Consider the following 24,570-nt stretch of genomic DNA (forward strand, 5'->3'; position numbering starts at 1 on the left):
AGGACCCGAAACCCTTCGTCTGGACGAAGACCGCAGACGAGATCCTTGAACGCCTCGCCGGATATCTGAACCGAATTCCCGACTCAGGACACTAGGGACCCGATCCGGAAGAAGGCTGCCCGGCCCGATCCAGACGACAGGCCCTAGTCGAGCAGCGTCTTCTTCGGCCGCAGCACGCAGAATTCGTTGCCTTCGGGATCGGCCAGCACCACCCACGTCACCTCGGGGCCCTGCCCCACGTCGGCCCGCGTCGCCCCGAGCCCGATGATCCGGTCGACCTCGGCGGCCTGGTCGTCGGGGGTCAGATCAATGTGCAGGCGGTTCTTGGCGGTCTTACGGTCCGGCACGGGCACAAAGCACATCCCCGGCAGTGCGGACTCGTCGGCGCCGATGACGATCTCGTCGTCCGCCTCGAAGACCGTCCGCCAGCCGAGTACCTGACTCCAGAACCGGGCGAGCAGCGGCAGATCGTGCGTGTCGACGGTGAGGGTGTACAGAGAAACGGCCATGCCCGCCAGTCTGCCTGGCGGGCATGGCCGTCGCGCGTCTGCGGCACGGGTCAGACGTTGAAGCCCAGCGCGCGCAGCTGCTCGCGCCCGTCGTCCGTGATCTTGTCCGGGCCCCACGGCGGCATCCAGACCCAGTTGATCTTCAGCTCGTTGACGAGGCCGTCCGTCGCCGCCTTCGCCTGGTCCTCGATGACATCCGTCAGCGGGCAGGCCGCCGACGTCAGCGTCATGTCCAGGGTCGCGACATTGGAGTCGTCGATGTGGATGCCGTAGATCAGACCGAGGTTGACCACGTCGATACCCAGCTCGGGGTCGACGACGTCGTACAGCGCCTCGCGGACTTCTTCCTCGGAGGCCGGCGTCAGCGTGGCCTCGGCGTTCTCACTCATGCGGTCTTCCTTTCGGACAGCGCCTGGGCCGTCGCGTCCTTCCATGCCATCCAGCTCAGGAGGGCGCACTTCACGCGCGCCGGGTACTTCGAGACGCCGGCGAACGCGACCGCGTCCTCCAGCACCTCCTCCATCGCCTCGTCCGGCTCCAGCCGGCCCTTGGACTGCATCAGCTCCAGGAAGGTCGCCTGGATCTTCTGCGCCTCGGCGAGCTCCTTGCCGACCAGGAGCTCGTTGAGCACTGATGCGCTGGCCTGGCTGATGGAGCAGCCCTGGCCCTCGTAGCTGACGTCGGCGATGCGCGTGCCGTCGTACTTCACCCGCAGTGTGATCTCGTCGCCGCAGGTCGGATTGACATGGTGCACCTCGGCGTCGCCATCCCTCAGACCACGCCCGTGCGGGTGCTTGTAGTGGTCCAGGATGACTTCCTGGTACATCGAATCAAGCTTCACAGCGGCCTCTCATCCGAAGAAGTTACGGACGTGCTCCAGGCCGTCGATGAGCGCGTCGACCTCGGCGGGCGTGGAGTACAGATAGAAAGACGCCCGCGTGGTCGCAGGAATTCCGTACCGCAGGCAGACGGGCCGTGCGCAGTGGTGGCCGACCCGGACAGCGATGCCCTGTTCGTCCAGCACCTGGCCCACGTCGTGCGGGTGGATGTCGCCGAGCACGAAGGAGATCGCGGCACCGCGGTCCTCGGCCGTGACCGGGCCGATGATCTTCAGGTCCGGGACCTCGAGGAGGCGCTTGACCGCGTACTCGGTGATCGCGTGCTCGTGCGCCGCGATCTTGTCCATGCCGATGGCGCTCAGGTAGTCCACCGCCGCGCCGAGGCCGACGGCCTGTGCGATCGGCGGCGTACCGGCCTCGAACTTGTGCGGCGCGGGGGCGTACGTCGACGAGTGCATCGAAACCGTCTCGATCATCTCGCCGCCGCCGAGGAACGGCGGCAGGTCCTCGAGCAGCTCCTGCCGGCCCCAGAGCACGCCGATGCCGGTCGGGCCGCACATCTTGTGGCCAGTGAAGGCCACAAAGTCCGCGCCCAGCGCCTGCACGTCGAGCGGCATGTGCGGGGCGGCCTGCGAGGCGTCGATGAGGACGAGCGCGCCGACGTCCTGCGCGCGCCGGACGATGGCCTCGACCGGGTTGATGGTGCCCATGATGTTGGAGACCAGCGTGAAGGAGACGATCTTCGTCTTCTCGGTGATGATCTCGTCGATGTTGGACAGGTCGAGGCGGCCGTCGTCGGTGAGGCCGAACCACTTCAGCTTCGCGCCGGTGCGCTGCGACAGCAGCTGCCACGGAACGATGTTGGAGTGGTGCTCCATCTCCGTGATGACGATCTCGGTCTCGCGGTCCACCCGGTAGGGCTCGTCGGCCCAGCCGAGCATGTTCGCCACGAGGTTCAGCGACTCCGAGGCGTTCTTGGTGAATATCACCTCGTCGCGGCTCGGCGCGTTGATGAACGCGGCGACCTTGTCGCGCGCGCCCTCGTACAGCGCCGTGGCCTCCTCGGCAAGCACATGCACACCGCGGTGGACGTTGGCGTTGTAGCGCTCGTAGTACTCGTTGAGGGCGTCGAGTACCTGGCGCGGCTTCTGCGAGGTCGCCGCGTTGTCCAGGTACACGAGCTTCTTGCCGTCGTGGAGCACCCGGTCGAGGATCGGGAAGTCCTTGCGGATGGCCTCGTCGAGGAGGCCGGATCCGGTGAGGAGGCCCGGCAGCTGTGTCACGCGGATACGCCACCCTTCACATATGCCTCGTAGCCCTCGGCCTCCAGCTTGTCCGCGAGCTCGGGGCCGCCGGACTCGGCGATCCGTCCGTTCGCGAAGACATGCACGCGGTCGGGCTTGATGTAGCGGAGAATCCGCGTGTAGTGCGTGATCAGCAGGGTGCCGACCTCGCCGCTCTCGCGGACGCGGTTGACGCCCTCGGAGACGATGCGCAGCGCGTCGACGTCGAGACCGGAGTCGGTCTCGTCGAGGATCGCGATCTTCGGCTTGAGCAGCTCGAGCTGGAGGATCTCGTGGCGCTTCTTCTCACCGCCGGAGAAGCCCTCGTTGACGTTGCGCTCGGCGAAGGCAGGGTCCATGTTCAGGTGCTCCATGGCCTCCTTGACCTCCTTCACCCAGGTGCGCAGCTTGGGGGCCTCGCCGCGGATCGCGGTGGCGGAGGTGCGAAGGAAGTTGGAGACCGAGACGCCGGGGATCTCGACCGGGTACTGCATGGCGAGGAAGACGCCGGCGCGGGAGCGCTCGTCGACGGACATCTCCAGGACGTCTTCGCCGTCGAGCGTCACGGTGCCACTGGTGATCGTGTACTTGGGGTGGCCCGCCAGGGAGTACGCGAGGGTCGACTTGCCGGAGCCGTTGGGGCCCATGATGGCGTGCGTCTCGCCCTGCTTCACCGTCAGGTCGACGCCGCGCAGGATTTCCTTGGTGCCGTTGTCGACCTCGACGGAGACGTGCAGGTCGTGGATTTCAAGCGTTGCCATGGGTGCCTCAGGACTCCTGTGTGACGGAGACGAGCACATCGTCCCCTTCGATCTTTACGGGGTATACGGGGACGGGGCGCGTCGCGGGAAGACCGGACGGCTTGCCGGTGCGGAGGTCGAAGCTGGAGCCGTGCAGCCAGCACTCGATCTGGCAGTCCTCCACCTCGCCCTCGGAGAGCGAGACGTTGGCGTGCGAGCAGATGTCGTTGATCGCGAACACCTCGCCGTCGGTGCGGACGACGGAGACCGGCGTGCCGTCGAGTTCCACCCGCTTCGGGGTGTCCTCGGCCAGCTCGCTCAGCCCGCAGACTCGTACGAAGGCCATCAGACGGACGCCTCCAGCTCGGCGTCGATCTTGGTGAGAAGCCGCTCCTCGACGTCCGGCAGGCCGATCTTCTGGACCAGCTCGGCGAAGAAGCCGCGGACCACCAGTCGGCGGGCCTCGTCGGCGGGGATGCCACGGGACTGCAGGTAGAAGAGCTGCTCGTCGTCGAAGCGGCCGGTGGCGGAGGCGTGACCGGCGCCGACGATCTCGCCGGTCTCGATCTCCAGGTTCGGCACCGAGTCGACCCGCGCGCCGTCCGTGAGGACGAGGTTGCGGTTCATCTCGTACGTGTCCGTGCCTTCGGCGCTGGCCTCGATGAGGACGTCGCCGATCCACACCGCGTGCGCGGCCTCGCCCTGCAGCGCGCCCTTGTAGGCGGCGTTGGACTTGCAGTGCGGGGCGTTGTGGGTGACCAGGAGGCGGTGCTCCTGGTGCTGGCCGGCATCGGTGAAGTAGAGGCCGAAGAGCTCGGCCTCGCCACCGGTGCCCGCGTAGGAGACGCGCGGGTGGAGCCGTACGACATCGCCGCCGAAGGTGACGACGACCGACTTGAACGAGGCGTCGCGGCCGATCAGCGCATTGTGCTGGGAGACATGGACGGCCTTGTCGTCCCAGTCCTGGACGGAGACGACGGTGAGCTTCGCGCCGTCGCCCAGCAGATAGTCGACATTGGCGGCGAGCACCGCGTCACCGGTGTGGTCGATGACCACGACGGCCTCGGCGAACGCGCCGAGCTCGACGACCTGGTGCGCGAAGGCGGTGCCGCCCTCGCCGTGCACCGCGATCCGGATCGGCTCGCTGAGCACGGTCTCCTTGGGCACGGTGACGACCGAGGCCTGCTCGAAGGAGGAGTACGCCTGCGCGGCGACGCGGTCCACCGGCGTGCCCGCCCTGCCGAGCCGCGCGTCGTCGCGACCGACGGTCTCGACGATGACGCCCTCGGGGGCCTCGACGGCGACCTTGATACCGCCGGTCGCGACAGCCGTGCCGTCGTGCAGACCGGCAAGGCGCTCCAGCGGAGTGAAGCGCCACTCCTCCTCGCGGCCGTGCGGTACCGGGAAGTCCGCCACGTCGAACGACGGGGGCGCACTCATGCGGGTGGCGACGGTCGACTCGGCGGCCACCGCGATCGAGCCGGCGGTGGTGGACCCCGCCGGAATGTTCTGAGCCTCAGCCATGGCTGTCGTGTTGCTCTCTTCCTACGTCAGACTGTGTTTGCTGGGGGCAGCCCCGGGCTGCCCCGGATGCTCAGCTGCCTGGGAGCGGTGCGGCGTCAGCCGACCGACCCCTCCATCTGCAGCTCGATCAGCCGGTTGAGCTCCAGCGCGTACTCCATGGGCAGTTCCTTGGCGATCGGCTCGACGAAGCCGCGCACGATCATCGCCATCGCCTCGAACTCGGTCATGCCGCGGCTCATCAGGTAGAACAGCTGGTCCTCGGAGACCTTGGAGACGGTCGCCTCGTGACCCATGGACACGTCGTCCTCGCGGACGTCCACGTAGGGGTAGGTGTCGGAGCGGGAGATGGTGTCGACCAGCAGCGCGTCACAGAGCACATTGGACTTCGCGCCCGGCGCGCCCTCGCCGATCTCGATCAGACCGCGGTAGGAGGTGCGGCCGCCGCCTCGCGCCACCGACTTGGAGACGATGTTGGAGGAGGTGTTCGGCGCCATGTGGACCATCTTGGCGCCGGCGTCCTGGTGCTGGCCCTCGCCCGCGAAGGCGATGGAAAGCGTCTCGCCCTTGGCGTGCTCGCCCATCAGGTAGACGGCCGGGTACTTCATGGTGACCTTGGAGCCGATGTTGCCGTCGACCCACTCCATGGTCGCGCCCTCGTACGCCACGGCGCGCTTGGTGACCAGGTTGTAGACGTTGTTCGACCAGTTCTGGATCGTCGTGTAGCGGCAGCGGCCGCCCTTCTTGACGATGATCTCGACGACCGCGGAGTGCAGCGAGTCCGAGGAGTAGATCGGGGCGGTGCAGCCCTCGACGTAGTGGACGTAGGCGTCCTCGTCGACGATGATCAGCGTCCGCTCGAACTGGCCCATGTTCTCCGTGTTGATACGGAAGTAGGCCTGCAGCGGGATCTCGACGTGCACGCCCTTCGGCACGTAGATGAACGATCCGCCGGACCACACCGCGGAGTTCAGCGAGGCGAACTTGTTGTCGCCGACCGGGATGACCGTGCCGAAGTACTCCTGGAAGAGCTCCGGGTGCTGCTTCAGCGCGGTGTCGGTGTCCAGGAAGATGACGCCCTGCTCCTCCAGGTCCTCACGGATCTGGTGGTAGACGACCTCGGACTCGTACTGGGCCGCGACACCGGCGACGAGGCGCTGCTTCTCCGCCTCGGGGATGCCGAGCTTGTCGTACGTGTTCTTGATGTCCTCGGGCAGGTCCTCCCAGGACTCCGCCTGCTTCTCGGTGGACCGCACGAAGTACTTGATGTTGTCGAAGTCGATGCCGGAAAGGTCCGAGCCCCAGCTCGGCATGGGCTTCTTGCCGAACAGCCGAAGGCCCTTGAGGCGCAGCTTCAGCATCCACTCCGGCTCGTTCTTCTTGGCCGAAATGTCGCGGACGACATCTTCGGAGAGGCCGCGCTTGGCCGCGGCGCCTGCCGCGTCGGAGTCGGCCCAGCCGAATTCGTACGTACCCAGACCCTCGAGTTCGGGGTGGGCAGTCTCCGTGGGGAGAGTCATGCGGGGTTCCTCCCGGCCGTGCTGGTGGATGCTGATGGTGTCGTGGTCTGTGGTGGTGCGCTGTGCGGGATGAACGTGGTGCAGACGCCGTCGCCGTGGGCGATGGTGGCCAGACGCTGCACATGCGTTCCCAAGAGGCGGGAGAAGACTTCCGTCTCCGCCTCGCACAGCTGGGGGTACTGCTCGGCGACATGGGCGACCGGGCAGTGGTGCTGGCAGAGCTGCTCGCCGACCGGTGCGCTACGCGCCGTAGCAGCGTACCCGTCAACACTCAGGGCCTTGGCCAGGGCTTCGGTGCGGTCCTCGGGGGCCGCGGCGTCGACCGCCTTGCGGTAGGTCTCAGCCTGCGCCTCGAGCCGGGCCCGCGCGAAGGCAGTGACGGCCGCCTCTCCACCGGCGTTCTGCTCGATCCAGCGGAGGGCGTCCACGGCCAGTGCGTCGTAGGACTGGTCGAAGGCGTCCCGGCCGCAGTCGGTCAGCGCGAAAACCTTGGCGGGCCTGCCCCGGGTGCGGGCGCCGTAGATCCGCTGCTCACGGGGTTCGACGACGTTATCGGTGACGAGCGTGTCGAGGTGGCGGCGTACGGCTGCCTGGGTGAGACCGAGGCGGGTGGCAAGGTCGGCGACGGTGGACGGGCCGTGGTCCAGGATGGACCGCGCGACCCGGTTGCGCGTCGAGTGGTCCGAGCGCACACCAGTCGCGAGTTCCTCCTGCGGAGCCTCGCCGACGTTTTTCACAACGCCATTGTTGCGTAATTCCTCTGACCGTGACAACTGCCGTCCAAGGCGTGAACCGGTGCGCTACGTCACTAAGGGTTACCTAAGGCAAGGCCCGTCCGGTGGCTGCCGGACGGGCCTTGATCAGGTAATTCGCGGAAATTCAGCCGGCCAGATCGGGCCGGTCGGTGACTCTGATCGAATTCACCAGAGTCTTGCCGTCATTTGCCACGAACCGCAGGTTGAGCTGGCCGTCCGTGACCTGCACCGTGAAGGAGCGGTCATGGGCGGTGCGGACGCCCGCCTCCAGCGCCAGATCGAGGTTCGGCACGTACTGCGTCCCCTCGGCCATCACGTCGAAGACCCGGTCGGTCGGGTCCTTGGAGCTCAGCTCCGCGAAGCCCAGTTCGATCCGGTAGGTGCCCGCCGGGAGCGCGTCGAAGCGGTATTCGTACATGCCCTGCCGGGCGGTCCGGTAGAGCTTCGGGTCGGCCGCGCCCGCGATCGCCCTGCTGGTGGAGAGGGTGGTGGCGCTGCCCAGATAGCCGTAGCCGCCGGTGGCGTGCTTGCGGTCCGGCGACCAGGTGTCGCCGAGCGCGTCCACCGAGGCTGTGCCGACGCCGGCGTCGATCGCCGTCTGGTAGGCGGGCACGACCAGCTTCACCGGAATGTCGATCACCGGCCGGCGGCCGCTCTCGGACTTCACCTGAAGTGTTCCGGTGAGCACCGAGCCCGGGGCCGCTCCGGTGGTGTCCAGGGTCAGCGCGATCTTCTGCTGGGCTCCGGCGGTCAGCTGACCGGTGCCGGGATCCGCCTTGATCCAGCTCTTGCCGTCCTTCTCGGCGACCGTGAAGGCGGTGGCCGATCCGGTGTTGACGAGCGTGATCGTGCGGGCGCGCTGCTGTGCCGCCGGGGCGACGACGGTCAGCGCGGTGCTGTCGGCGGCGACCCGGCCGGTCTTCAGCGCCGCGTCGGCGAGCGCGATCTCACCGGGCTTCGGTGTCCGCTGCGCGCTCGCCGGTGTGTAGGCGGGCGCGGAGACGGCGATGTCGTACGGGGTGTCCGCGGCGAGCTGGAGGAGATAGCCGCCGTCGGCGCCCGTGGTGTCGGCGCCGCCGGTCACGGCGACGGCGGCGCCCGCGATCGGCTTCCCGTCGTTGGCGTCGGTGACCGTGCCCGCGAGGACGGCGGTTCTGGTCGTACGGAATCCGATGCTCATCCCGTCGCGGACGGTGCCCTCGTTGAAGGAGTAGAGCAGGGCGTCGGTGCCTGTCGCGTTCTCGGCGCCGACGGTGGCGCCGGAGCCGTTCTCGAAGCCGGTGCCGGAGAAGTCCTTGTAGTGGAAGGACGCCGAGCCGTCCTCGCCGAGCACGGCGGCGAAGGAGACGCGCTCGGAGGTGGTCGCGGCGATCAGCGCGTTGCGCCACTCGACGACGATCTTCCGGTGCGGTGCGCTGCCGGTCGCCGACCAGTACACGCCCGCTTCGGCGTCCACGGTGAGGTTGTCCCAGAACGGATAGAGCGAGCCGTTGGGCGTGAAGGTGGTGGGCAGGGTGGTGTTGCTGCTGGAGGTGGACGCGGTGCCGAAGGAGAGCACTCCGTCGATGGACGCGGTCGCCGTCCGGTAGGTGCGGCCGTAGAAGGCCACCGGGAACGGCAGCTCGAAGGCGGCCGTGCCGAAGGTGGTGCTGGTGTACGCCAGCTTGGTCCCGCCGGACGGGAAGTCGCCGCCGCCCGTGGTGCAGGCGGTGCCGAAGGTGTCCGTCCGGTCGGGCAGGGCGATGTCCTTGGCGGTGTTCGCGGCGAGTTCGACGCGGACGCTGGTGGCCGAGGCGCAGCGGTGTGCGGGGGTGACGGCGAGGTCGTAGACGCCGACCGGGAGGCGCAGCGTGTAGCTGCCGTCGGCGGCGGACTTGGCGGAGACCGGGGTGCCCTGGGCGGTGACGACGGCGTTCGCCTCGGCTCCGGCGTGGCTGGTGATCCTGCCGGTGACCTCGGCGGACGCCGCCTCGTCGAGCGCGAAGTCCTTGACCGCGCTGCCGTTCTCCACGACGGTGACGGCGCCGGCTGCGGTGACGTAACCGAACTTGGCGACGCTGACGGTGTAGTCGCCGACCATCAGCTTCGGCAGCGCATAGCCGCCGTCCGGCCCGCTGACGACGGTCGTCCTCATCGGGCCGTCGAAGCGGAGTGTGGCGTCGGCGACCGGGGCGGTGCCCGAGGTGACCTTGCCGCTGACCGCGCCGAGCGGGCCGCGCGGGGCCGCGGAGACGGCCGCGAAGGCGTCGAGCCGGCCCTCGCCGAACACGTTGTTGTCGGCCGCGGTGCCGCCGCAGCTCGTGTTGTCGACGTCGACCGCGGTGGCGTCGAGCAGCTTCTCGGTCTCGGCGACATTGCCGCGGATCGCCGGGGACGCGGACCACATCAGCGCCACGGTGGCGGCGGTGTGCGGTGAGGCCATCGACGTACCGGAGATCGAGTTGTAGCCGCCGCCCGTCCAGGAGGAGCGGACGTTGACACCGGGCGCGGCGAGATTCGGCTTGATACCGCCGCTCTCGCCGGTGCCGCGCGAGGAGAAGGACGCGATGGTGTTGTTGATGTCGAAGGCGCCGGAGGAGTACGAGTTGTCGTACGCGCCGGGCGATCCGGAAGTGTTGCAGCCGGGGCCGGAGTTGCCGTTGGAGAACGCCGGGAAGACGCCCGCGTCCCGCCACGACTGGACGACCGTCTTGTACCAGGTGTCGATGATGCCGCTGCCCCACGAGTTGTTCACCACGTCGGGCGCGAGCTCGGGCCGCGGATTGGCTCCGCTCGCGTCGGTCGGGGCGACGATCCACTGACCTGCGGCGAGCAGCGAGGCGCGCGAGCAGGAGCTGGACTCGCAGCCCTTGGCGGCGATCCACTGGGCGCCGGGCGCGACGCCGATCTGGTTGCCCGCGCCGTCGTCGCCGACCATCGTGCCCATGGTGTGGGTGCCGTGACCGTTGTTGTCGCAGGGGGCGGTGCCGGTGCAGACCTTGGCCGGGTCGAACCAGTTGTAGGCGTGGTCGTAGCTGCCGTCGGACTTCAGTCCCCGGTACTTCGCCTTGACGGCCGGATGGTCGAACTGGACACCGGAGTCGATGCTGGCGACGACCACACCGTCGCCGCGCACGCCGAGTTCGGACCAGACCTTGGGAGCATTGATCCGGTCGACGTTCCACTCGACGGCGTCCAGCCGCGGTTCGTCGGTGCCGGGCAGCGGGTCGGGAATGGTGATCGGGTCGTCGGCCTCCAGCGCGGCGACTTCGGGGCGGGCCGCGATCTGCTCGGCGAGCGCCTTGCCGGCGGTGACCTTGATCGTGTTGGCGATCCAGAAGGACTGGTGGCGCACGCCCGCGCGCTCCAGCAGGGCCTTCAGCGGAGCCTGTGACGTCTTCGCGTACGCCGTCTTCGTGTCGAGGAGAGTGCGTGCCTTGGCGGTCTTGCCCTTGGCCCTGCGGGCGGCGGAGGTGTCGGCCTCATGCTTCAGGGCGACCCAGAAGGTCGCCCTGTCCTTGGCGTCGAGCTGAGTGCGGACGCCTGCCTCGGTCTTGGTCCGGTACGGGGATGCCGCGGCGGCATCGGGATCCTGTGCCTGGGCGGGGGCTGCTCCGATGGCGATGGGCAGGGCCACGGCCACGGCGGTCAGGGCGGCTAAGGCTGTGCGCCGCCGCCCCGTTCTGCGTCTAGCCACGAACTCTCCTTCGTCAGTGGGTTCGTACCAAGACTCGATCGTGAAGGAATTGACAGGTTCATGTGAAGAACGCCTCAGGAGTCAGTTCAGGCCAACCAGGCCGCTGCCGCCCCGCTGGTCCGGGCCCGGTCCATGCCCCCGTCCGGGCCCCGCGCCCCGGCGGTCTTGTCAGCCCGCCTAGACTTCCCGCCATGCGAAGCGAGTCCGTCGTCCAGATCCGAGGCCTGGTCAAGCGGTACGGATCAAAGACGGCCGTGGACGGCCTCGACCTCGAGGTCCCCCAGGGCTCGGTGACCGCCGTCCTCGGCCCCAACGGAGCCGGCAAGACCACCACGATCGAGACCTGCGAGGGCTACCGCCGCGCCGACGCCGGCACGGTACGCGTCCTCGGTCTCGACCCGGTCGCCGACGCCGCGAAGCTGCGCCCCAGGATCGGCGTGATGCTCCAGTCCGGCGGCGTGTACTCCGGCGCACGCGCCGATGAGATGCTGCGCCACGTGGCCAGACTGCACGCCCACCCGCTGGACGTGGACGCGCTGATCGAGCGCCTCGGCCTCGGCAACTGCGGCCGTACGACCTACCGGCGGCTCTCCGGCGGCCAGCAGCAGCGGCTCGCACTGGCGATGGCCGTCGTCGGCCGTCCCGAACTGATCTTCCTCGACGAACCGACCGCGGGCCTCGACCCGCAGGCCCGCCGCTCGACCTGGGAGCTGGTGCGCGAACTCCGCGCGGACGGCGTCTCCGCCGTCCTCACCACCCACTTCATGGACGAGGCCGAGGAGCTCGCGGACTTTGTCGCCATCGTCGACGCGGGCAGGGTCATCGCCCAGGGCAGCCCGGAACAGCTGTGCCGCGGCGGCGCGGAGAACACCCTGCGCTTCACGGGCCGGCCGGGACTCGACGTCGGATCGCTGCTCAAGGCGCTGCCGGACGGCACGGAGGCGGCCGAGCTGACACCGGGCGCGTACCGGATAACGGGCCAGGTCGATCCTCAGCTGCTGGCGACGGTCACGTCCTGGTGCGCGCAGCACGGGGTGATGCCGGACGGCATCTCGGTGGAGCGCCACACCTTGGAGGACGTGTTCTTGGAGCTGACGGGCAGGGAGCTGCGTTGATGAGCGCCGGTACGTACACACCGAGTCCGGGCGCGGCCCCGGTCGGGCGGATGATCGGGGCGCAGGCCGTCTTCGAGACGAGGATGCTGCTGCGCAACGGCGAACAGCTGCTGCTCACGGTCATCATCCCGTCGCTGCTGCTGGTGCTGTTCTCCACCGTCGACGTCGTCACTGTGCCTACTGAAACGGCGGGGGGCAGCGGCAGGGCCGTCGACTTCCTGGCCCCCGGCATCCTCGCTCTCGCCGTGATGTCCACCGCCTTCACCGGCCAGGCCATCGCCACCGGTTTCGAGCGGAGATACGGAGTCCTCAAGCGGCTCGGCGCGTCACCGCTCCCCCGCTGGGCCCTGATGTGCGCCAAGACGCTCTCGGTACTGGTCACCGAGGTCCTTCAGGTGGCGCTGCTCACGGTGATCGCCCTCGCGCTCGGCTGGTCGCCGCACGGCAACCCTCTCGCCGTACTGCTGCTGCTCGTGGTCGGCACCGCCGCGTTCTCCGGCCTCGGCCTGCTGATGGCCGGAACGCTGCGGGCCGAGGCCACACTCGCCGCGGCCAACCTGGTCTTTCTGCTGCTCCTGGTCGGCGGCGGAGTGATCGTGCCGCTGGACAAGTTCCCGGCCGGCGTCGAGTCGGTGCTCGCGCTGCTGCCGATCTCGGCGCTGTCGGACGGACTGCGCGACGTGCTCCAGCACGGCGCTTCGATGCCGTGGGGAGACCTGGGCGTCCTCGGCGTCTGGGCGGTGCTCGGACTCGGCGCGGCCGCCCGCTTCTTCCGCTGGGAGTGACCCGCCGCCCGTGAGCTTTGTGTGCCGTTACCTGTGGCGTGCGTGATCCGCGTGTTCTCCGGGTAGTGACCAGTATCTTTCGCTGGTACTGACCGACGCGCCAGTATGAGCCTGCCTGGGGCAGGCCATCCGCACCTGGGAGGCGCCGATGGAGCGGACTGCCGCACTGCGGCTCGACGCGGAGTGGGCGAAGGTCAGATCCGGCCGGGCCGGCGTCTCGCCCCAGGAACGCGAGCGCATGCTGACGGATCTGATCGCCGCCCTCACTCCGCACGCCGCGGACGATCTCACGCTCGCGGCCCGGCTCAGCCTGCGCTACGGCGATCTGGCGCGGCACCACTTCGACAACGGACGGCGCGCGGACGCCCTGACCTCCGTCGACGAGGCGGTCCGCCGGTGCGCGGAGCCCGCCGAACACGATCCGGAGCACGCCCGCTGGTACGCCAGGGCGCTCATCAGTCAGGCCGTCTATCTCGCCGAACCGCTCAGCGACGAGCTCGGTCTGCCGCGGTACGCGTTCCAGCGGAACGGCGACCGGCCGTCGCCCGCCAACCACCAGGACGGCCTGGCGGCGCTCGCGGCCACCCGCCGCGCCATCGAGGTCTGGGAGGGCCTGGACTCCGCGGACTCCCGCAACCGCGAAGGTCTCGCGCAGGCCCATGCCTTCCTCGGCGACCGGCTGGAGGAGCTGGGACTTGCGGTGGACGCGGCGGCCTGGGCCGTAAGGGCCGAGCGTGAGTTCCACGACCTGTGGGCGGACACCGTCCCGCGCGAGACGCTGCAGGCCGCGACCCTGGAGCACCTCGGCGACCAGCTCGAACGCAGGCTGCGGCGCTGCCCGTTCGACGACGGGCTGACCCGGCTGCGGTCCGAAGGGCTGGTTCCGGATCGGCTGCTGCCGCTCGTGGTGGTGGCCGCGCGCATCGAAGGCGCGGAGCCGGACGCCATAGCGGAGGGGCTGCGGCTGGACGGCGAGGAGGTGCGGCGGATCCTGCGGGCGCGGTCCTGGCGGGCGGTGTGGCGGTTCGACGTACGGGACGCGCAGAGCGCACGGTGGTCGGCCATGGCCTTTCCGTGGCACGGCATGGACGCGGTCACGGACCGCAGCGCGGAGGCGGTCGCCGCCGAGCTGGCCGACGCGCTGCTGGACTCGCCCGACTGCCCGCCGCCGGGGGTGGCTTGGCGGATCGCGGTGTGGTGGGAGGAGGAGGACCACCTCGACGGCGCGCGGTTCCGCCGCACGTACGAGCCACCGCCGGACGCGTCCTGACCGCGCCCGAGGCGTGAGCCCACTCCTCGCGACCGGACCCCTCGTGAAATCATGCACAATCGTCCGCCTACGATAGGGCCCGTGCAGACCCCCATCGCCTACATCGCCCAGCGCTGGACGCCCACTCCGAGGACCCTCCGGCGCGCCGCGCTCTCCGCAGTTGTGATGAGCGTGGTCATCATCGTCACCGGCGGCGCGGTCCGGCTGACCGGATCCGGTCTCGGCTGCGACACCTGGCCCAAGTGCACGGACGACAGCCTCTTCGCCACACCCGAGCAGGGCCTCCACGGCGCGATCGAGTTCGGCAACCGCATGCTGACATACGTCCTGTCGGCCGCGGTCGGCTGGGCGATCATCGCGGCGCGGGCCGTGAAGCCGCGGCGGCGCGGACTGTCCCGGCTCGCCTGGGCACAGTTCTGGATCGTGGCGAGCAACGCCGTACTCGGTGGCATCACCGTCTGGGCGGGCCTCAACCCGTGGACGGTGGCCGGGCACTTCATCGCCGCCAACGGGCTGCTCACGGTCGCCGTGATCACCTGGCACCGGGCCGGCGAGGGCGACGGCACTTCGCGTCCGCGCGTCCCGCGTCCGGTGCGCAAGCTGTCCTGGTCGATCGTCGTCACCTCGGGTCTGCTGATCGTGCTCGGCACGTCGGTGACCGGTTCGGGCAAGCACGCGGGCGACAGCAGCGATGTGCCGCGCATGCCGTGGGACTGGGTGGACGCCGCACATCTGCACGCGGCCGCCGCCTGGGTGGTCTGCGCGCTGGCGCTCGCGATGTGGCTGGTGCTGCGCGTCGTCGACGCCCCCGACGACACCCGGGCGCGCGCCCGCGACCTGCTGCTCGTGCTGCTGGCGCAGGGGGCGGTGGGATATGTGCAGTACTTCACCCAGGTCCCCGAGGCCCTGGTGGCTGCCCATATGCTCGGCTCCGCACTGATGTGGATCGCGGTAGTGCGGCTCGCGCTGAGCCTGCGCGAGCGCCCGGGAACAACGGCGGAGATCCCGGCCCAGAGCGACGCGGCTCTATCGAGCGTCTGACAGCAGACGGTCCGACAGTCCGTACACCCGGCGCGCATTGCCCGCCGCGATCATCTGCGCGACCCGGTCCGCGTCCGCGCGGGCCCATGCGCCGTCGCCCACCCAGCCGCCGAGCACCCGCGCGAGCGCCTCGCGGAAGATCCGCGCGCCCACCACATGCAGCTCCGGCAGCCCCCGCGCGCCGCTGGAGAACAGCAGCTTGCCGAACGGCGCGAGCTCCAGGATCTCGGCGAGCACGGCCGCGGCCCGAGCTCCCGTATGCACCAGCGCGGGCCCGAGATCGGCGTACACATGCGGATAGACGCTCGCCAGATGTGCCGCGTGGCGGTGGTACGGATAGCCGTGCAGCAGCACCAGATCGGTGCCGAGCCCGGCGGTGGCCGCCGCGAAACTCGCCAGCAGCATGGGGTCCTCGACGCCGACATGGAGCTGGAGCGGCAGCCCGGACGCGACCGCGACCCACAGCAGATGCCGCACCAGCACGGGATCGGTGAGCCCGCCGCCGACCTGGCGCCCGGCCATCCAGCGGCCGACGGCACCGCGCACCTCGCCGGGGCCCGGCGGCTCCGGGGCGAGGGCGAGGCCGTGGCCCACGGCGGCGACGGAGGTGAAGGCGACCGCGGACGCGGCGGCTCCGTGCACGGCCTCGGCGAGGTTGGCGAGGAAGCCCTCGACGGTGCCCGAGGTGTCGGCGACCTGCTCGGCGAGCAGTTCCAGCCGTACGATCTCGCGGGCCTCGGCCGCGCCCGCCGCGGCGATCTCCGGCGGTCCGGTGAGATCGCCGGGCAGCCCGGTGTCCACCAGATAGGTGGAGATCCCGCTGCCTCTCAGCAGCCGCTTGCCCGACTCCAGCACGCCGAGCTCACGGCGGCGGGCCAGATAGCGGGCGGGCGGACAGTGCGGCTCGAGCCCGAGCAGCGGCGGGCACCAGCGGCGTACCGCGAAACCGGTCTGGGTGTCGAAGAAGGTGGTGCCGGGCGCGGGCGGCCCGGCCGTGCGCCCGAGGTGCGCCTCGAAGGTGCCGAGGCCGAGTTCGGTACGGAGCACTCCGTGGCAGTACTGGTCCACGAGGGTCGGTGTGTCGATCATCCGGGCTCCCAGTCATGGACTGTGCTTCCACAGTCCTAACGGGTGACACCCCGACTTGGTGTTGCTCAGCCGTTGGAAGGACCGCCGAGCTGGATGCCTGCCATGCGGGTCCACTCGTACGGGCCGGTGCGGACCTTCGCGGCGAAATCGCCGTCGAAGGACTCGTGGAGCGTGATCCCGGCCTTCTCGGCCGCGGCCTCGGCGACGGAGTGGCTCGGCGCCACGAGGTCGCCCCAGCCGCCGTCCTCGCCGACGAGGACGATGCGCGTGCCCATCTGCCCGATGTACGCGAGCTGGCCCTCGGCCCCGCCGTGCGCCTTGGCGAACGCGGAAATCTGCTTGGCGAGCTTCGCGGCCCTGCGCTCCGCCTGCTTGGTGTCTGCCGTGTCCTTGGTGTCTGCCATACCGCGATGCTACTCGCCGGTACGGCGCTGGGCCAAGGCAGTGCCTAGCTCAGGAAGGGGTCCACCGCGACGGCGACGAAGAGCAGCGACACATAGGTGATGGACCAGTGGAACAGCCGCATCTCCTTGAGCTTGCCGCCCGTGACGCCCGACTTCGCGCGGTTCTGCAGCGAGTGCGCCTCCCACAGCCACCAGCCGCCGGCCGCCAGCGCCACCGCCGTGTAGAACCAGCCGGTGTAGCCGAGCGGCGTGAGCAGCAGCGAGACCGCGACCATCACCCAGCTGTAGAGGACGATCTGACGGGCGACGACCGTGTTGGAGGCGACGACCGGCAGCATCGGGACTCCGACGCGGGCGTAGTCCTCCTTGACCTTCATCGACAGCGGCCAGTAGTGCGGCGGCGTCCAGAAGAAGATGACAAGGAAGAGGATGACGGCGGCCCACGACATCGAGTTGGTGACGGCCGACCAGCCGATCAGCACCGGCATACAGCCGGCGATGCCGCCCCACACGATGTTCTGCGCGGTGCGCCGCTTCAGGATCATCGTGTAGACGATGACGTAGAAGAGGAGCGCGCCCAGCGCGAGCGCCGCGGACAGCCAGTTGACGAGCAGGCCGAACCAGAGCGTGGAGACGACCGCGAGCGTGATGCCGAAGACCAGGCCCTCGCGCGGCGACACCATGCCGGTGACCAGCGGACGCTGCGACGTGCGGTCCATCAGGGCGTCGATGTCGCGGTCGATGTACATGTTGAGCGCGTTGGCGCCGCCCGCGGAGAGATAGCCGCCGACACAGGTGGCGAGCACCAGCCACAGGTCGGGAACGTCTTGCGCCGCGAGGAACATCACCGGGACAGTGGTGATCAGCAACAGCTCGATGATCCGCGGCTTGGTCAGCGCCGCAAACGCCTTGACGCGGGCCCCGAACGGCCGGTGGCTGGGGCTCGTCCCGAGCACCCCCGCTGGACGGGATTCGACGGCCGTCACGCACACCCCTGACAGAGAACTTCCAGCAAGCCCGGGGCGTGAAGGCCCGGTAAAGACTTGCGCGTACCACGCCACTCTAGACGTTGCCCATACGTCGCCCCGCACGGGGGTGGGGTCGTGTTGAGCAGCCGGCCCGGCCGCTGCGTATAGCTCGTCGGTACGTCAGTCGGTACGTCAGCCGGTACGTCATCGGCGCCTCGTCAGGAGGCGAAGTCGGCGGGCTGACGGCACCCTGACAGTGTCTGACTTCTGTCCGTCCGCGATTTCTTCCGAAGGGCGAACAGTCGAAAAGATGGGCGTGGCTCCGGGGGTAGGCTCGACAACGCCGGTGCTTCCGTCGTCACCGGGATTCAACATGTGGAGAGGAGCCCTGACTCAGGGTGAGCACCAAGCCGACCACCACAGACCTCGAGTGGACCGATCTGGACCAGCGGGCCGTCGATACCGTCCGCGTCCTGGCCATGGATTCCGTACAGAAGGTCGGCAACGGCCACCCCGGTACGGCCATGAGCCTCGCGCCCGCCGCGTACGTGCTGTTCCAGAAGCTGATGCGGCACGACCCCGCCGATGCGGACTGGACCGGCCGCGACCGGTTCGTGCTCTCCGCCGGCCACTCCTCCCTGACCCTCTACATCGAGCTCTACCTGGCCGGTTACGGCCTGGAGCTCGATGATCTGAGGGCCTTCAGGACCTGGGGCTCCCAGACGCCGGGCCACCCCGAGTACGGGCACACCACCGGTGTCGAGACGACGACCGGTCCGCTCGGCCAGGGTGTCGCCAACGCGGTGGGCATGGCCATGGCCTCCCGTTACGAGCGCGGTCTGTTCGACCCGGACGCGGCCGAGGGCACCTCCCCGTTCGACCACACGATCTGGGCGATCGCCGGTGACGGCTGCCTCCAGGAGGGCATCTCCCACGAGGCGTCCGCGCTGGCCGGGCACCAGAAGCTGGGCAACCTGGTCCTGCTGTGGGACGACAACCACATCTCGATCGAGGGCGACACGGAGACGGCCGTCTCCGAGGACACCCTCAAGCGGTACGAGGCGTACGGCTGGCACGTGCAGCGCGTCGAGCAGCTGGAGAACGGCGACCTCGACCCGGTGGGCCTGTTCCACGCCCTGAAGGCGGCGCAGGCCGAGACCTCGCGGCCGTCCTTCATCGCGGCCCGCTCGATCATCGCCTGGCCCGCGCCGCACGCGCAGAACACCGAGGCGGCGCACGGCTCGGCGCTGGGCGAGGAGGAGGTCGCGGCCACCAAGCGCGTCCTCGGCTTCGACCCCGAGAAGGACTTCGAGGTGTCCGACGAGGTCCTCGCGCACACCCGTGAGGCGCTGGACCGCGGCCGTGAGGCCCGCGGCGAGTGGGAGAAGACCTTCGCCGCGTGGCGCACCGCCAACCCGGAGCGCGCCAAGGAGTTCGACCGGATCCGCTCCGGTGAGCTGCCGGCGGGCTGGGAGGACCACCTTCCCGACTTCGAGACCGGCAAGGGCGTCGCCACCCGTGCCGCCTCCGGCAAGATCCTGCAGGCGCTGGGCGCGGTCATTCCCGAACTGTGGGGCGGCTCCGCCGACCTGGCGGGCTCGAACAACACGACGATCGACAAGACGTCCTCGTTCCTGCCCGACGGCAACCCCCTGCCGGGTGCGAAGAAGTACGGCCGCACGATCCACTTCGGCATCCGCGAGCACGCCATGGCCGCGGTGATGAACGGCATCGCGCTGCACGGCAACACCCGTATCTACGGCGGCACGTTCCTGGTGTTCTCCGACTACATGCGCAACGCGGTGCGGCTGTCGGCGCTGATGCACCTGCCCGTGACGCATGTGTGGACGCACGACTCGATCGGTCTCGGCGAGGACGGCCCGACCCACCAGCCGGTGGAGCACCTGGCCTCGCTGCGCGCCATCCCGGGCCTGAACATCGTCCGGCCCGCCGACGCGAACGAGACCGCGATCGCCTGGCGCGAGATCCTCAAGCGCTACACCAAGGAGTTCGGCGTCGGCGCCCCGCACGGTCTGGCGCTGACCCGCCAGGGCGTGCCGACGTACGAGCGCAACGAGGCTGCGGCGAAGGGCGGTTACGTCCTGTTCGACGCCGAGGGTGGCGAGCCGCAGGTGGTGCTGATCGGCACCGGCTCCGAGGTCCAGCTGGCCGTCGCGGCGCGCGAGCAGCTGCAGGCCGAGGGCGTGCCGACCCGCGTTGTCTCGATGCCGTCGGTGGAGTGGTTCCTGGAGCAGGACCAGGGGTACCGGGACTCGGTGCTGCCGCCCGCCGTGAAGGCGCGTGTGGCCGTCGAGGCCGGTATCGGTCTGACCTGGCACCGCTTCGTCGGCGAAGCCGGACGCATCGTTTCGCTGGAACACTTCGGCGCTTCGGCCGACGGCAAGGTCCTCTTCCGCGAGTTCGGCTTCACTGCCGAGGCGGTCGTCGCGGCCGCGCGGGAATCCATCGAAGCCGCTGCGCGCTGACGCCAGTACACGACAAGTAGGAGATGCAACTCTCATGACAGACGCACTCAAGCGCCTCTCCGACGAAGGCGTCGCGATCTGGCTCGACGACCTGTCGCGCAAGCGGATCACGTCCGGCAATCTCGCCGAACTGATCGACCAGCAGCACATCGTGGGCGTCACGACCAACCCGTCGATCTTCCAGAAGGCCATCAGCAGCGGCGACGGTTACGAGCAGCAGCTCGCCGACCTCGCCGTACGGAAGGTGACCGTCGAGGAAGCCGTACGCATGATCACGACGGCGGACGTCCGCGACGCCGCCGACATCCTGCGGCCGGTCTTCGACGCCACCGGCGGTCAGGACGGCCGGGTCTCCATCGAGGTCGACCCGCGCCTGGCCCACGAGACCGAGCCGACCATCGCCGAGGCCAAGCAGCTGGCCTGGCTGGTGGACCGCCCGAACACCCTGATCAAGATCCCGGCGACCAAGGCCGGCCTGCCGGCGATCACCGAGGTCATCGGCAAGGGCATCAGCGTCAATGTCACGCTGATCTTCTCGCTGGAGCGCTACCGCGAGGTCATGGACGCCTATCTGGCGGGCCTGGAGAAGGCGAAGGCCGCGGGCCTGGACCTGTCCAAGATCCAGTCGGTGGCGTCCTTCTTCGTGTCCCGGGTGGACACCGAGATCGACAAGCGGCTCGACGCGCTGGGCACTCCGGAGGCCAAGGAGGCCCGCGGCAAGGCGGCCGTGGCCAACGCCCGTCTGGCGTACGAGGCGTACGAAGAAGTCTTCTCCTCGGACCGCTGGGCCGCGCTCGACAAGGCGCAGGCCAACAAGCAGCGTCCGCTGTGGGCCTCGACCGGCGTCAAGGACCCGGCGTACAAGGACACGCTGTACGTCGACGACCTGGTCGCGCCCGGCACGGTGAACACCATGCCGGAGGCCACCCTCGACGCCACCGCCGACCACGGCGAGATCACCGGTGACGCCGTTCGCGGCACCTACGAGCAGGCGCGTGCCGACCTCGACGCGGTCGCGAAGCTCGGGATCTCCTACGACGATGTTGTTCAGGTCCTCGAGGACGAGGGCGTCGAGAAGTTCGCCGTGTCCTGGAACGACCTGCTCAAGTCGACCGAGGCCGAGCTCAAGCGCCTCGCTCCTTCGGAGGGCTGACCACCTTGTCCGGTATTGGCGAAGCCAATCCGCTTCGTGACGCCGCAGACCGACGGCTCCCGCGCATCGCGGGGCCGTCGGGCCTGGTGATCTTCGGCGTCACGGGCGATTTGTCACGCAAAAAGCTGATGCCCGCGATCTATGACCTGGCCAATCGCGGACTGCTGCCGCCGGGTTTCTCCCTGATCGGATTCGCCCGCCGCGAATGGAAGGACGAGGACTTCGCACAGGAGGTCCACGACGCCGTCAAGGCGCACGCCCGCACCGCCTTCCGCGAGGAGGTCTGGCAGCAGCTGATCCAGGGGATGCGCTTCGTCCAGGGCAACTTCGACGACGACGACGCCTTCGAGCAGCTGAAGGCCACCATCGAGGACCTCGACAAGAAGCAGGGCACCGGCGGCAACTTCGCCTTCTATCTGTCCGTGCCGCCGAAGTTCTTCCCCAAGGTCGTCCAGCAGCTCAAGAAGCACGGCCTGGCGGACCAGAAGGAAGGCTCCTGGCGCCGCGCGGTCATCGAGAAGCCGTTCGGCCACGACCTGGTCTCCGCCAAGGAGCTCAACCAGGTGGTGCACGAGGTCTTCCCGCCCAACGAGGTCTTCCGGATCGACCACTACCTGGGCAAGGAGACCGTCCAGAACATTCTGGCGCTGCGCTTCGCCAACACGCTCTTCGAGCCGATCTGGAACCGGTCGTACGTCGACCATGTGCAGATCACCATGGCCGAGGACATCGGCATCGGCGGCCGCGCCGGCTACTACGACGGCATCGGCGCCGCCCGTGACGTCATCCAGAACCACCTCCTCCAGCTGCTCGCGCTGACCGCGATGGAGGAGCCGGCCTCCTTCGACGCGGACGCACTCGCAGCCGAGAAGACCAAGGTGCTCGGCGCGGTGAAGGTGCCACAGGACCTCGCCAAGAGCACGGTGCGCGGGCAGTACGCCGCGGGCTGGCAGGGCGGCGAGCAGGCCGTCGGCTACCTCCAGGAAGACGGCATCAACGCCAAGTCGAAGACCGACACCTACGCGGCCATAAAGCTGGAGATCGACAACCGCCGCTGGGCGGGCGTGCCGTTCTATCTCCGTACGGGCAAGCGGCTCGGCCGCCGCGTCACGGAGATCGCGGTGATCTTCCAGCGCGCCCCGCACTCGCCGTTCGACCACACGGCCACGGAAGAGCTGGGGCAGAACGCCCTGGTCATCCGCGTCCAGCCGGACGAGGGCGTGACCATGCGGTTCGGCTCGAAGGTGCCGGGCACATCGATGGAGGTGCGGGACGTCTCGATGGACTTCGCGTACGGCGAGTCCTTCACGGAGTCCAGCCCCGAGGCGTACGAACGGCTCATCCTCGACGTCCTGCTCGGCGACTCGAACCTCTTCCCGAGGGTCGAGGAGGTCGAGCTGTCCTGGACGATCCTCGACCCGATCGAGGAGTTCTGGGACAGGCACGGCAAGCCCGCGCAGTACGAGTCCGGAACCTGGGGTCCGGTCGAGGCGGACGAAATGCTCGCACGAGACGGACGGAGCTGGCGTCGGCCATGAAGATCGACCTTACGGACACCACGTCGAGCAAGATCAACAAGGCGCTGGTGCAAGGACGGCGGGCGATCGGCACGCCGGCCGTCGGCATGGTCCTCACCCTGGTCATCGTCACCGACGAGGAGAACGCGTACGACGCGCTGAAGGCCGCCAGCGAGGCGTCCCGCGAGCACCCGTCGCGCACGCTCGTCGTCATCAAGCGGGTCTCGCGTTCGCCGCGCGACCGCGCGAAGGCGCGCCTGGACGCCGAGGTGCGGGTGGGCGCGGACGCGGGCACCGGCGAGACGGTCGTGCTGCGGCTGTACGGCGAGGTCATCAACCACGCCCAGTCGGTGGTGCTGCCGCTGCTGCTGCCCGACGCCCCGGTGGTGGTCTGGTGGCCGGTGAGCTCGCCGACCGATCCGGCCAGCGACCCGCTGGGCGCGCTGGCGCAGCGCCGGGTGACGGACACATACGCCTCGGAGCAGCCGGTGCAGGAGCTGACGGCGCGCGCCGAGGCCTACACGCCGGGCGACACCGATCTGGCCTGGACCCGGATCACGCCGTGGCGCTCGATGCTCGCGGCCGCTCTGGACCAGGTGGTCTGCGAGGTCACCTCGGTGGAGGTGGAGGGCGAGGAGTTCAACCCGAGCTGCGAGCTGCTCGGCATGTGGCTCGCGGACCGGCTGAAGGTGCCGGTGACGCGCTCGCGGTCGTCCGGCCCCGGTCTCACGGCCGTACGGATGGAGACCAACTGCGGCCCCATCGTGCTGGACCGGGCCGACGGCTCGCTGGCGACGCTCTCCATCGAGGGGCAGCCGGACCGTGCGGTGGCGCTCAAGCGGCGTGAGACGGCCGAGCTGATCGCGGAGGAGCTGCGGCGGCTGGACCCGGACGACACGTACGCGTCGGCCCTGCGGTACGGCGTTCACCGGCTGGCCGACGGTACGGAGGGCGGTTCGCAGGCGGGCTCTCAAGCCAAGGCCGACACCAAGTCCGCACCGGCGAAGAAGGCCGCACCGGCCAAGAAGGCGGCAGCGAAGTGAGTGCCCCGCAGCTCGTCGTCCATCGCGACAAAGAGCTGATGGCGCAGGCCGCGGCGGCCCGGCTGATCACAAAGATCGTGGACGCCCAGGCCGCGCGCGGCTCGGCGTCGGTGGTCCTGACGGGCGGTCGCAATGGCAACGCGCTGCTGGCCGCCCTCGGGGCCTCACCGGCCCGGGACGCGGTCGACTGGGGCCACCTCGACCTGTGGTGGGGCGACGAGCGGTTCCTTCCGGAGGGCGATCCGGAGCGCAATGCCACGCAGGCCCGTGAGGCGCTGCTGGACCGCGTTCCGGTGGACCCGGCGCGGGTGCATCCCATGCCGGCCTCGGACGGGCCGCACGGCGGCGACGCGGACGCGGCTGCCGCTGCGTACGCGGCGGAACTGGCCGCGGCTGCGGGCCCGGAGGACCACGGTCCGGTGCCGACCTTCGACGTCCTGATGCTCGGCGTCGGCCCGGACACGCATGTCGCGTCGCTGTTCCCCGAACTCCCCGGTGTCCGGGAGACCGAACGCACGGTGGTCGGCGTGCACGGCGCACCGAAACCGCCGCCCACGCGGATCTCGCTCACGCTCCCGGCGATCCGGGCGGCACGCGAGGTCTGGCTCCTGGCGGCGGGCGCGGACAAGGCGAAGGCGGCGACCATAGCGCTGTCGGGCGCGGGCGAGGTCCAGGCACCGGCGGCCGGCGCGCGCGGCCGCTCGCGCACCCTGTGGCTCCTGGACGCGGCGGCGGCGTCCGGCCTGCCGAGGGACCTGTATCCCCCGGCGTCGGCCTGACACCCCAACTGCCTTGCTCCCCGGCCCGGTTCGCTGTGTTCCCAGCGGCCGGGCCGGGCTGTTTCCACGGTCGCGCC

General features: G+C 69.6%; 22 protein-coding genes. 9 read left to right on the plus strand and 13 right to left on the minus strand.

Going from position 1 to position 24,570, the window contains the following annotated elements; all coding sequences use genetic code 11:
- Window positions 1–143: 143 nt before the first annotated feature.
- The 10 genes from ACH4YL_RS33020 to ACH4YL_RS33065 form a co-directional block, all read right to left on the minus strand.
- A complete protein-coding gene (locus ACH4YL_RS33020) occupies window positions 144–509 on the minus strand; it encodes a VOC family protein (protein WP_398511183.1) in 366 nt (121 codons plus the stop codon).
- A gap of 50 nt (window positions 510–559) precedes the next feature.
- A complete protein-coding gene (locus ACH4YL_RS33025; protein ID WP_398511184.1) occupies window positions 560–898 on the minus strand; it encodes a metal-sulfur cluster assembly factor in 339 nt (112 codons plus the stop codon).
- Entirely contained in the window at window positions 895–1,350 is a 456-nt protein-coding gene (gene sufU / locus ACH4YL_RS33030; protein WP_398511185.1) for a Fe-S cluster assembly sulfur transfer protein SufU, read from the minus strand. The genes ACH4YL_RS33025 and sufU overlap by 4 nt, the downstream gene beginning before the upstream one ends.
- Before the next feature lie 9 nt (window positions 1,351–1,359).
- Window positions 1,360–2,631 carry a cysteine desulfurase gene (locus tag ACH4YL_RS33035; protein ID WP_398511186.1) on the minus strand — a complete coding sequence of 424 codons (1,272 nt, stop codon included), beginning with the start codon at window positions 2,629–2,631 and terminating at the stop codon, window positions 1,360–1,362.
- Window positions 2,628–3,392 (minus strand): Fe-S cluster assembly ATPase SufC, encoded by a 765-nt coding sequence (gene sufC, locus ACH4YL_RS33040; RefSeq protein ID WP_398511187.1) that lies wholly within the window; start codon window positions 3,390–3,392, stop codon window positions 2,628–2,630. The genes ACH4YL_RS33035 and sufC overlap by 4 nt, the downstream gene beginning before the upstream one ends.
- 7 nt (window positions 3,393–3,399) lie before the next feature.
- Complete coding sequence (locus ACH4YL_RS33045) at window positions 3,400–3,717, minus strand: bifunctional 3-phenylpropionate/cinnamic acid dioxygenase ferredoxin subunit (protein WP_398511188.1); 318 nt, start codon at window positions 3,715–3,717, stop codon at window positions 3,400–3,402.
- Window positions 3,717–4,895 carry a Fe-S cluster assembly protein SufD gene (sufD, locus tag ACH4YL_RS33050; RefSeq protein WP_398511189.1) on the minus strand — a complete coding sequence of 393 codons (1,179 nt, stop codon included), beginning with the start codon at window positions 4,893–4,895 and terminating at the stop codon, window positions 3,717–3,719. The genes ACH4YL_RS33045 and sufD overlap by 1 nt, the downstream gene beginning before the upstream one ends.
- 95 nt (window positions 4,896–4,990) lie before the next feature.
- On the minus strand, window positions 4,991–6,412 hold the full coding sequence (sufB, locus tag ACH4YL_RS33055; RefSeq protein WP_398511190.1) for a Fe-S cluster assembly protein SufB: 1,422 nt from the start codon (window positions 6,410–6,412) through the stop codon (window positions 4,991–4,993).
- Window positions 6,409–7,149, minus strand: coding sequence for a helix-turn-helix transcriptional regulator (locus ACH4YL_RS33060; protein WP_398511191.1), 741 nt, complete (start codon window positions 7,147–7,149; stop codon window positions 6,409–6,411). The genes sufB and ACH4YL_RS33060 overlap by 4 nt, the downstream gene beginning before the upstream one ends.
- Window positions 7,150–7,291: 142 nt before the next feature.
- Window positions 7,292–10,843 (minus strand): S8 family serine peptidase, encoded by a 3,552-nt coding sequence (locus tag ACH4YL_RS33065; protein WP_398511192.1) that lies wholly within the window; start codon window positions 10,841–10,843, stop codon window positions 7,292–7,294.
- Between the two features lie 191 nt (window positions 10,844–11,034).
- Between ACH4YL_RS33065 and ACH4YL_RS33070 the strand changes: the two genes are divergently transcribed.
- From ACH4YL_RS33070 to ACH4YL_RS33085, 4 genes are all read left to right on the plus strand, one after another.
- A complete protein-coding gene (locus ACH4YL_RS33070) occupies window positions 11,035–11,958 on the plus strand; it encodes an ABC transporter ATP-binding protein (RefSeq protein ID WP_398511193.1) in 924 nt (307 codons plus the stop codon).
- On the plus strand, window positions 11,958–12,743 hold the full coding sequence (locus tag ACH4YL_RS33075; RefSeq protein ID WP_398511194.1) for an ABC transporter permease: 786 nt from the start codon (window positions 11,958–11,960) through the stop codon (window positions 12,741–12,743). The genes ACH4YL_RS33070 and ACH4YL_RS33075 overlap by 1 nt, the downstream gene beginning before the upstream one ends.
- Before the next feature lie 148 nt (window positions 12,744–12,891).
- Window positions 12,892–14,013 (plus strand): hypothetical protein, encoded by a 1,122-nt coding sequence (locus ACH4YL_RS33080; RefSeq protein ID WP_398511195.1) that lies wholly within the window; start codon window positions 12,892–12,894, stop codon window positions 14,011–14,013.
- Between the two features lie 51 nt (window positions 14,014–14,064).
- Entirely contained in the window at window positions 14,065–15,054 is a 990-nt protein-coding gene (locus ACH4YL_RS33085; protein ID WP_398511196.1) for a heme A synthase, read from the plus strand.
- Here ACH4YL_RS33085 and ACH4YL_RS33090 read toward each other — a convergent pair.
- The 3 genes from ACH4YL_RS33090 to ACH4YL_RS33100 form a co-directional block, all read right to left on the minus strand.
- Window positions 15,040–16,143, minus strand: a complete 1,104-nt coding sequence (locus ACH4YL_RS33090) for an amidohydrolase family protein (RefSeq protein WP_398511197.1) — start codon at window positions 16,141–16,143, stop codon at window positions 15,040–15,042. The two genes, ACH4YL_RS33085 and ACH4YL_RS33090, sit on opposite strands and share 15 nt — an antisense overlap.
- 65 nt (window positions 16,144–16,208) lie before the next feature.
- A complete protein-coding gene (locus ACH4YL_RS33095) occupies window positions 16,209–16,547 on the minus strand; it encodes a hypothetical protein (protein ID WP_398511198.1) in 339 nt (112 codons plus the stop codon).
- Between the two features lie 44 nt (window positions 16,548–16,591).
- On the minus strand, window positions 16,592–17,539 hold the full coding sequence (locus ACH4YL_RS33100; protein WP_398511199.1) for a heme o synthase: 948 nt from the start codon (window positions 17,537–17,539) through the stop codon (window positions 16,592–16,594).
- A gap of 374 nt (window positions 17,540–17,913) precedes the next feature.
- Between ACH4YL_RS33100 and tkt the strand changes: the two genes are divergently transcribed.
- Genes tkt through pgl form a run of 5 tightly spaced genes read left to right on the plus strand, consistent with a single transcriptional unit; the run spans window position 17,914 to window position 24,493 of the window.
- Complete coding sequence (gene tkt, locus ACH4YL_RS33105) at window positions 17,914–20,001, plus strand: transketolase (protein WP_398511200.1); 2,088 nt, start codon at window positions 17,914–17,916, stop codon at window positions 19,999–20,001.
- A gap of 34 nt (window positions 20,002–20,035) precedes the next feature.
- Window positions 20,036–21,154 carry a transaldolase gene (gene tal / locus ACH4YL_RS33110; RefSeq protein WP_398511201.1) on the plus strand — a complete coding sequence of 373 codons (1,119 nt, stop codon included), beginning with the start codon at window positions 20,036–20,038 and terminating at the stop codon, window positions 21,152–21,154.
- Between the two features lie 14 nt (window positions 21,155–21,168).
- Window positions 21,169–22,692: a glucose-6-phosphate dehydrogenase gene (gene zwf / locus ACH4YL_RS33115; protein WP_398511281.1), complete on the plus strand. Its 1,524-nt coding sequence runs from the start codon at window positions 21,169–21,171 to the stop codon at window positions 22,690–22,692.
- Window positions 22,689–23,714 carry a glucose-6-phosphate dehydrogenase assembly protein OpcA gene (opcA, locus tag ACH4YL_RS33120; protein WP_398511202.1) on the plus strand — a complete coding sequence of 342 codons (1,026 nt, stop codon included), beginning with the start codon at window positions 22,689–22,691 and terminating at the stop codon, window positions 23,712–23,714. Before zwf ends, opcA begins: the two co-directional genes overlap by 4 nt.
- The gene (gene pgl / locus ACH4YL_RS33125) at window positions 23,711–24,493 is read left to right on the plus strand and encodes a 6-phosphogluconolactonase (RefSeq protein WP_398511203.1); all 783 of its coding nucleotides are present in this window, start codon (window positions 23,711–23,713) and stop codon (window positions 24,491–24,493) included. The genes opcA and pgl overlap by 4 nt, the downstream gene beginning before the upstream one ends.
- The last annotated feature ends 77 nt before the right edge of the window (window positions 24,494–24,570 follow it).

The organism is Streptomyces sp. NPDC020681, from assembly GCF_044334895.1.
GTDB lineage: Bacteria > Actinomycetota > Actinomycetes > Streptomycetales > Streptomycetaceae > Streptomyces.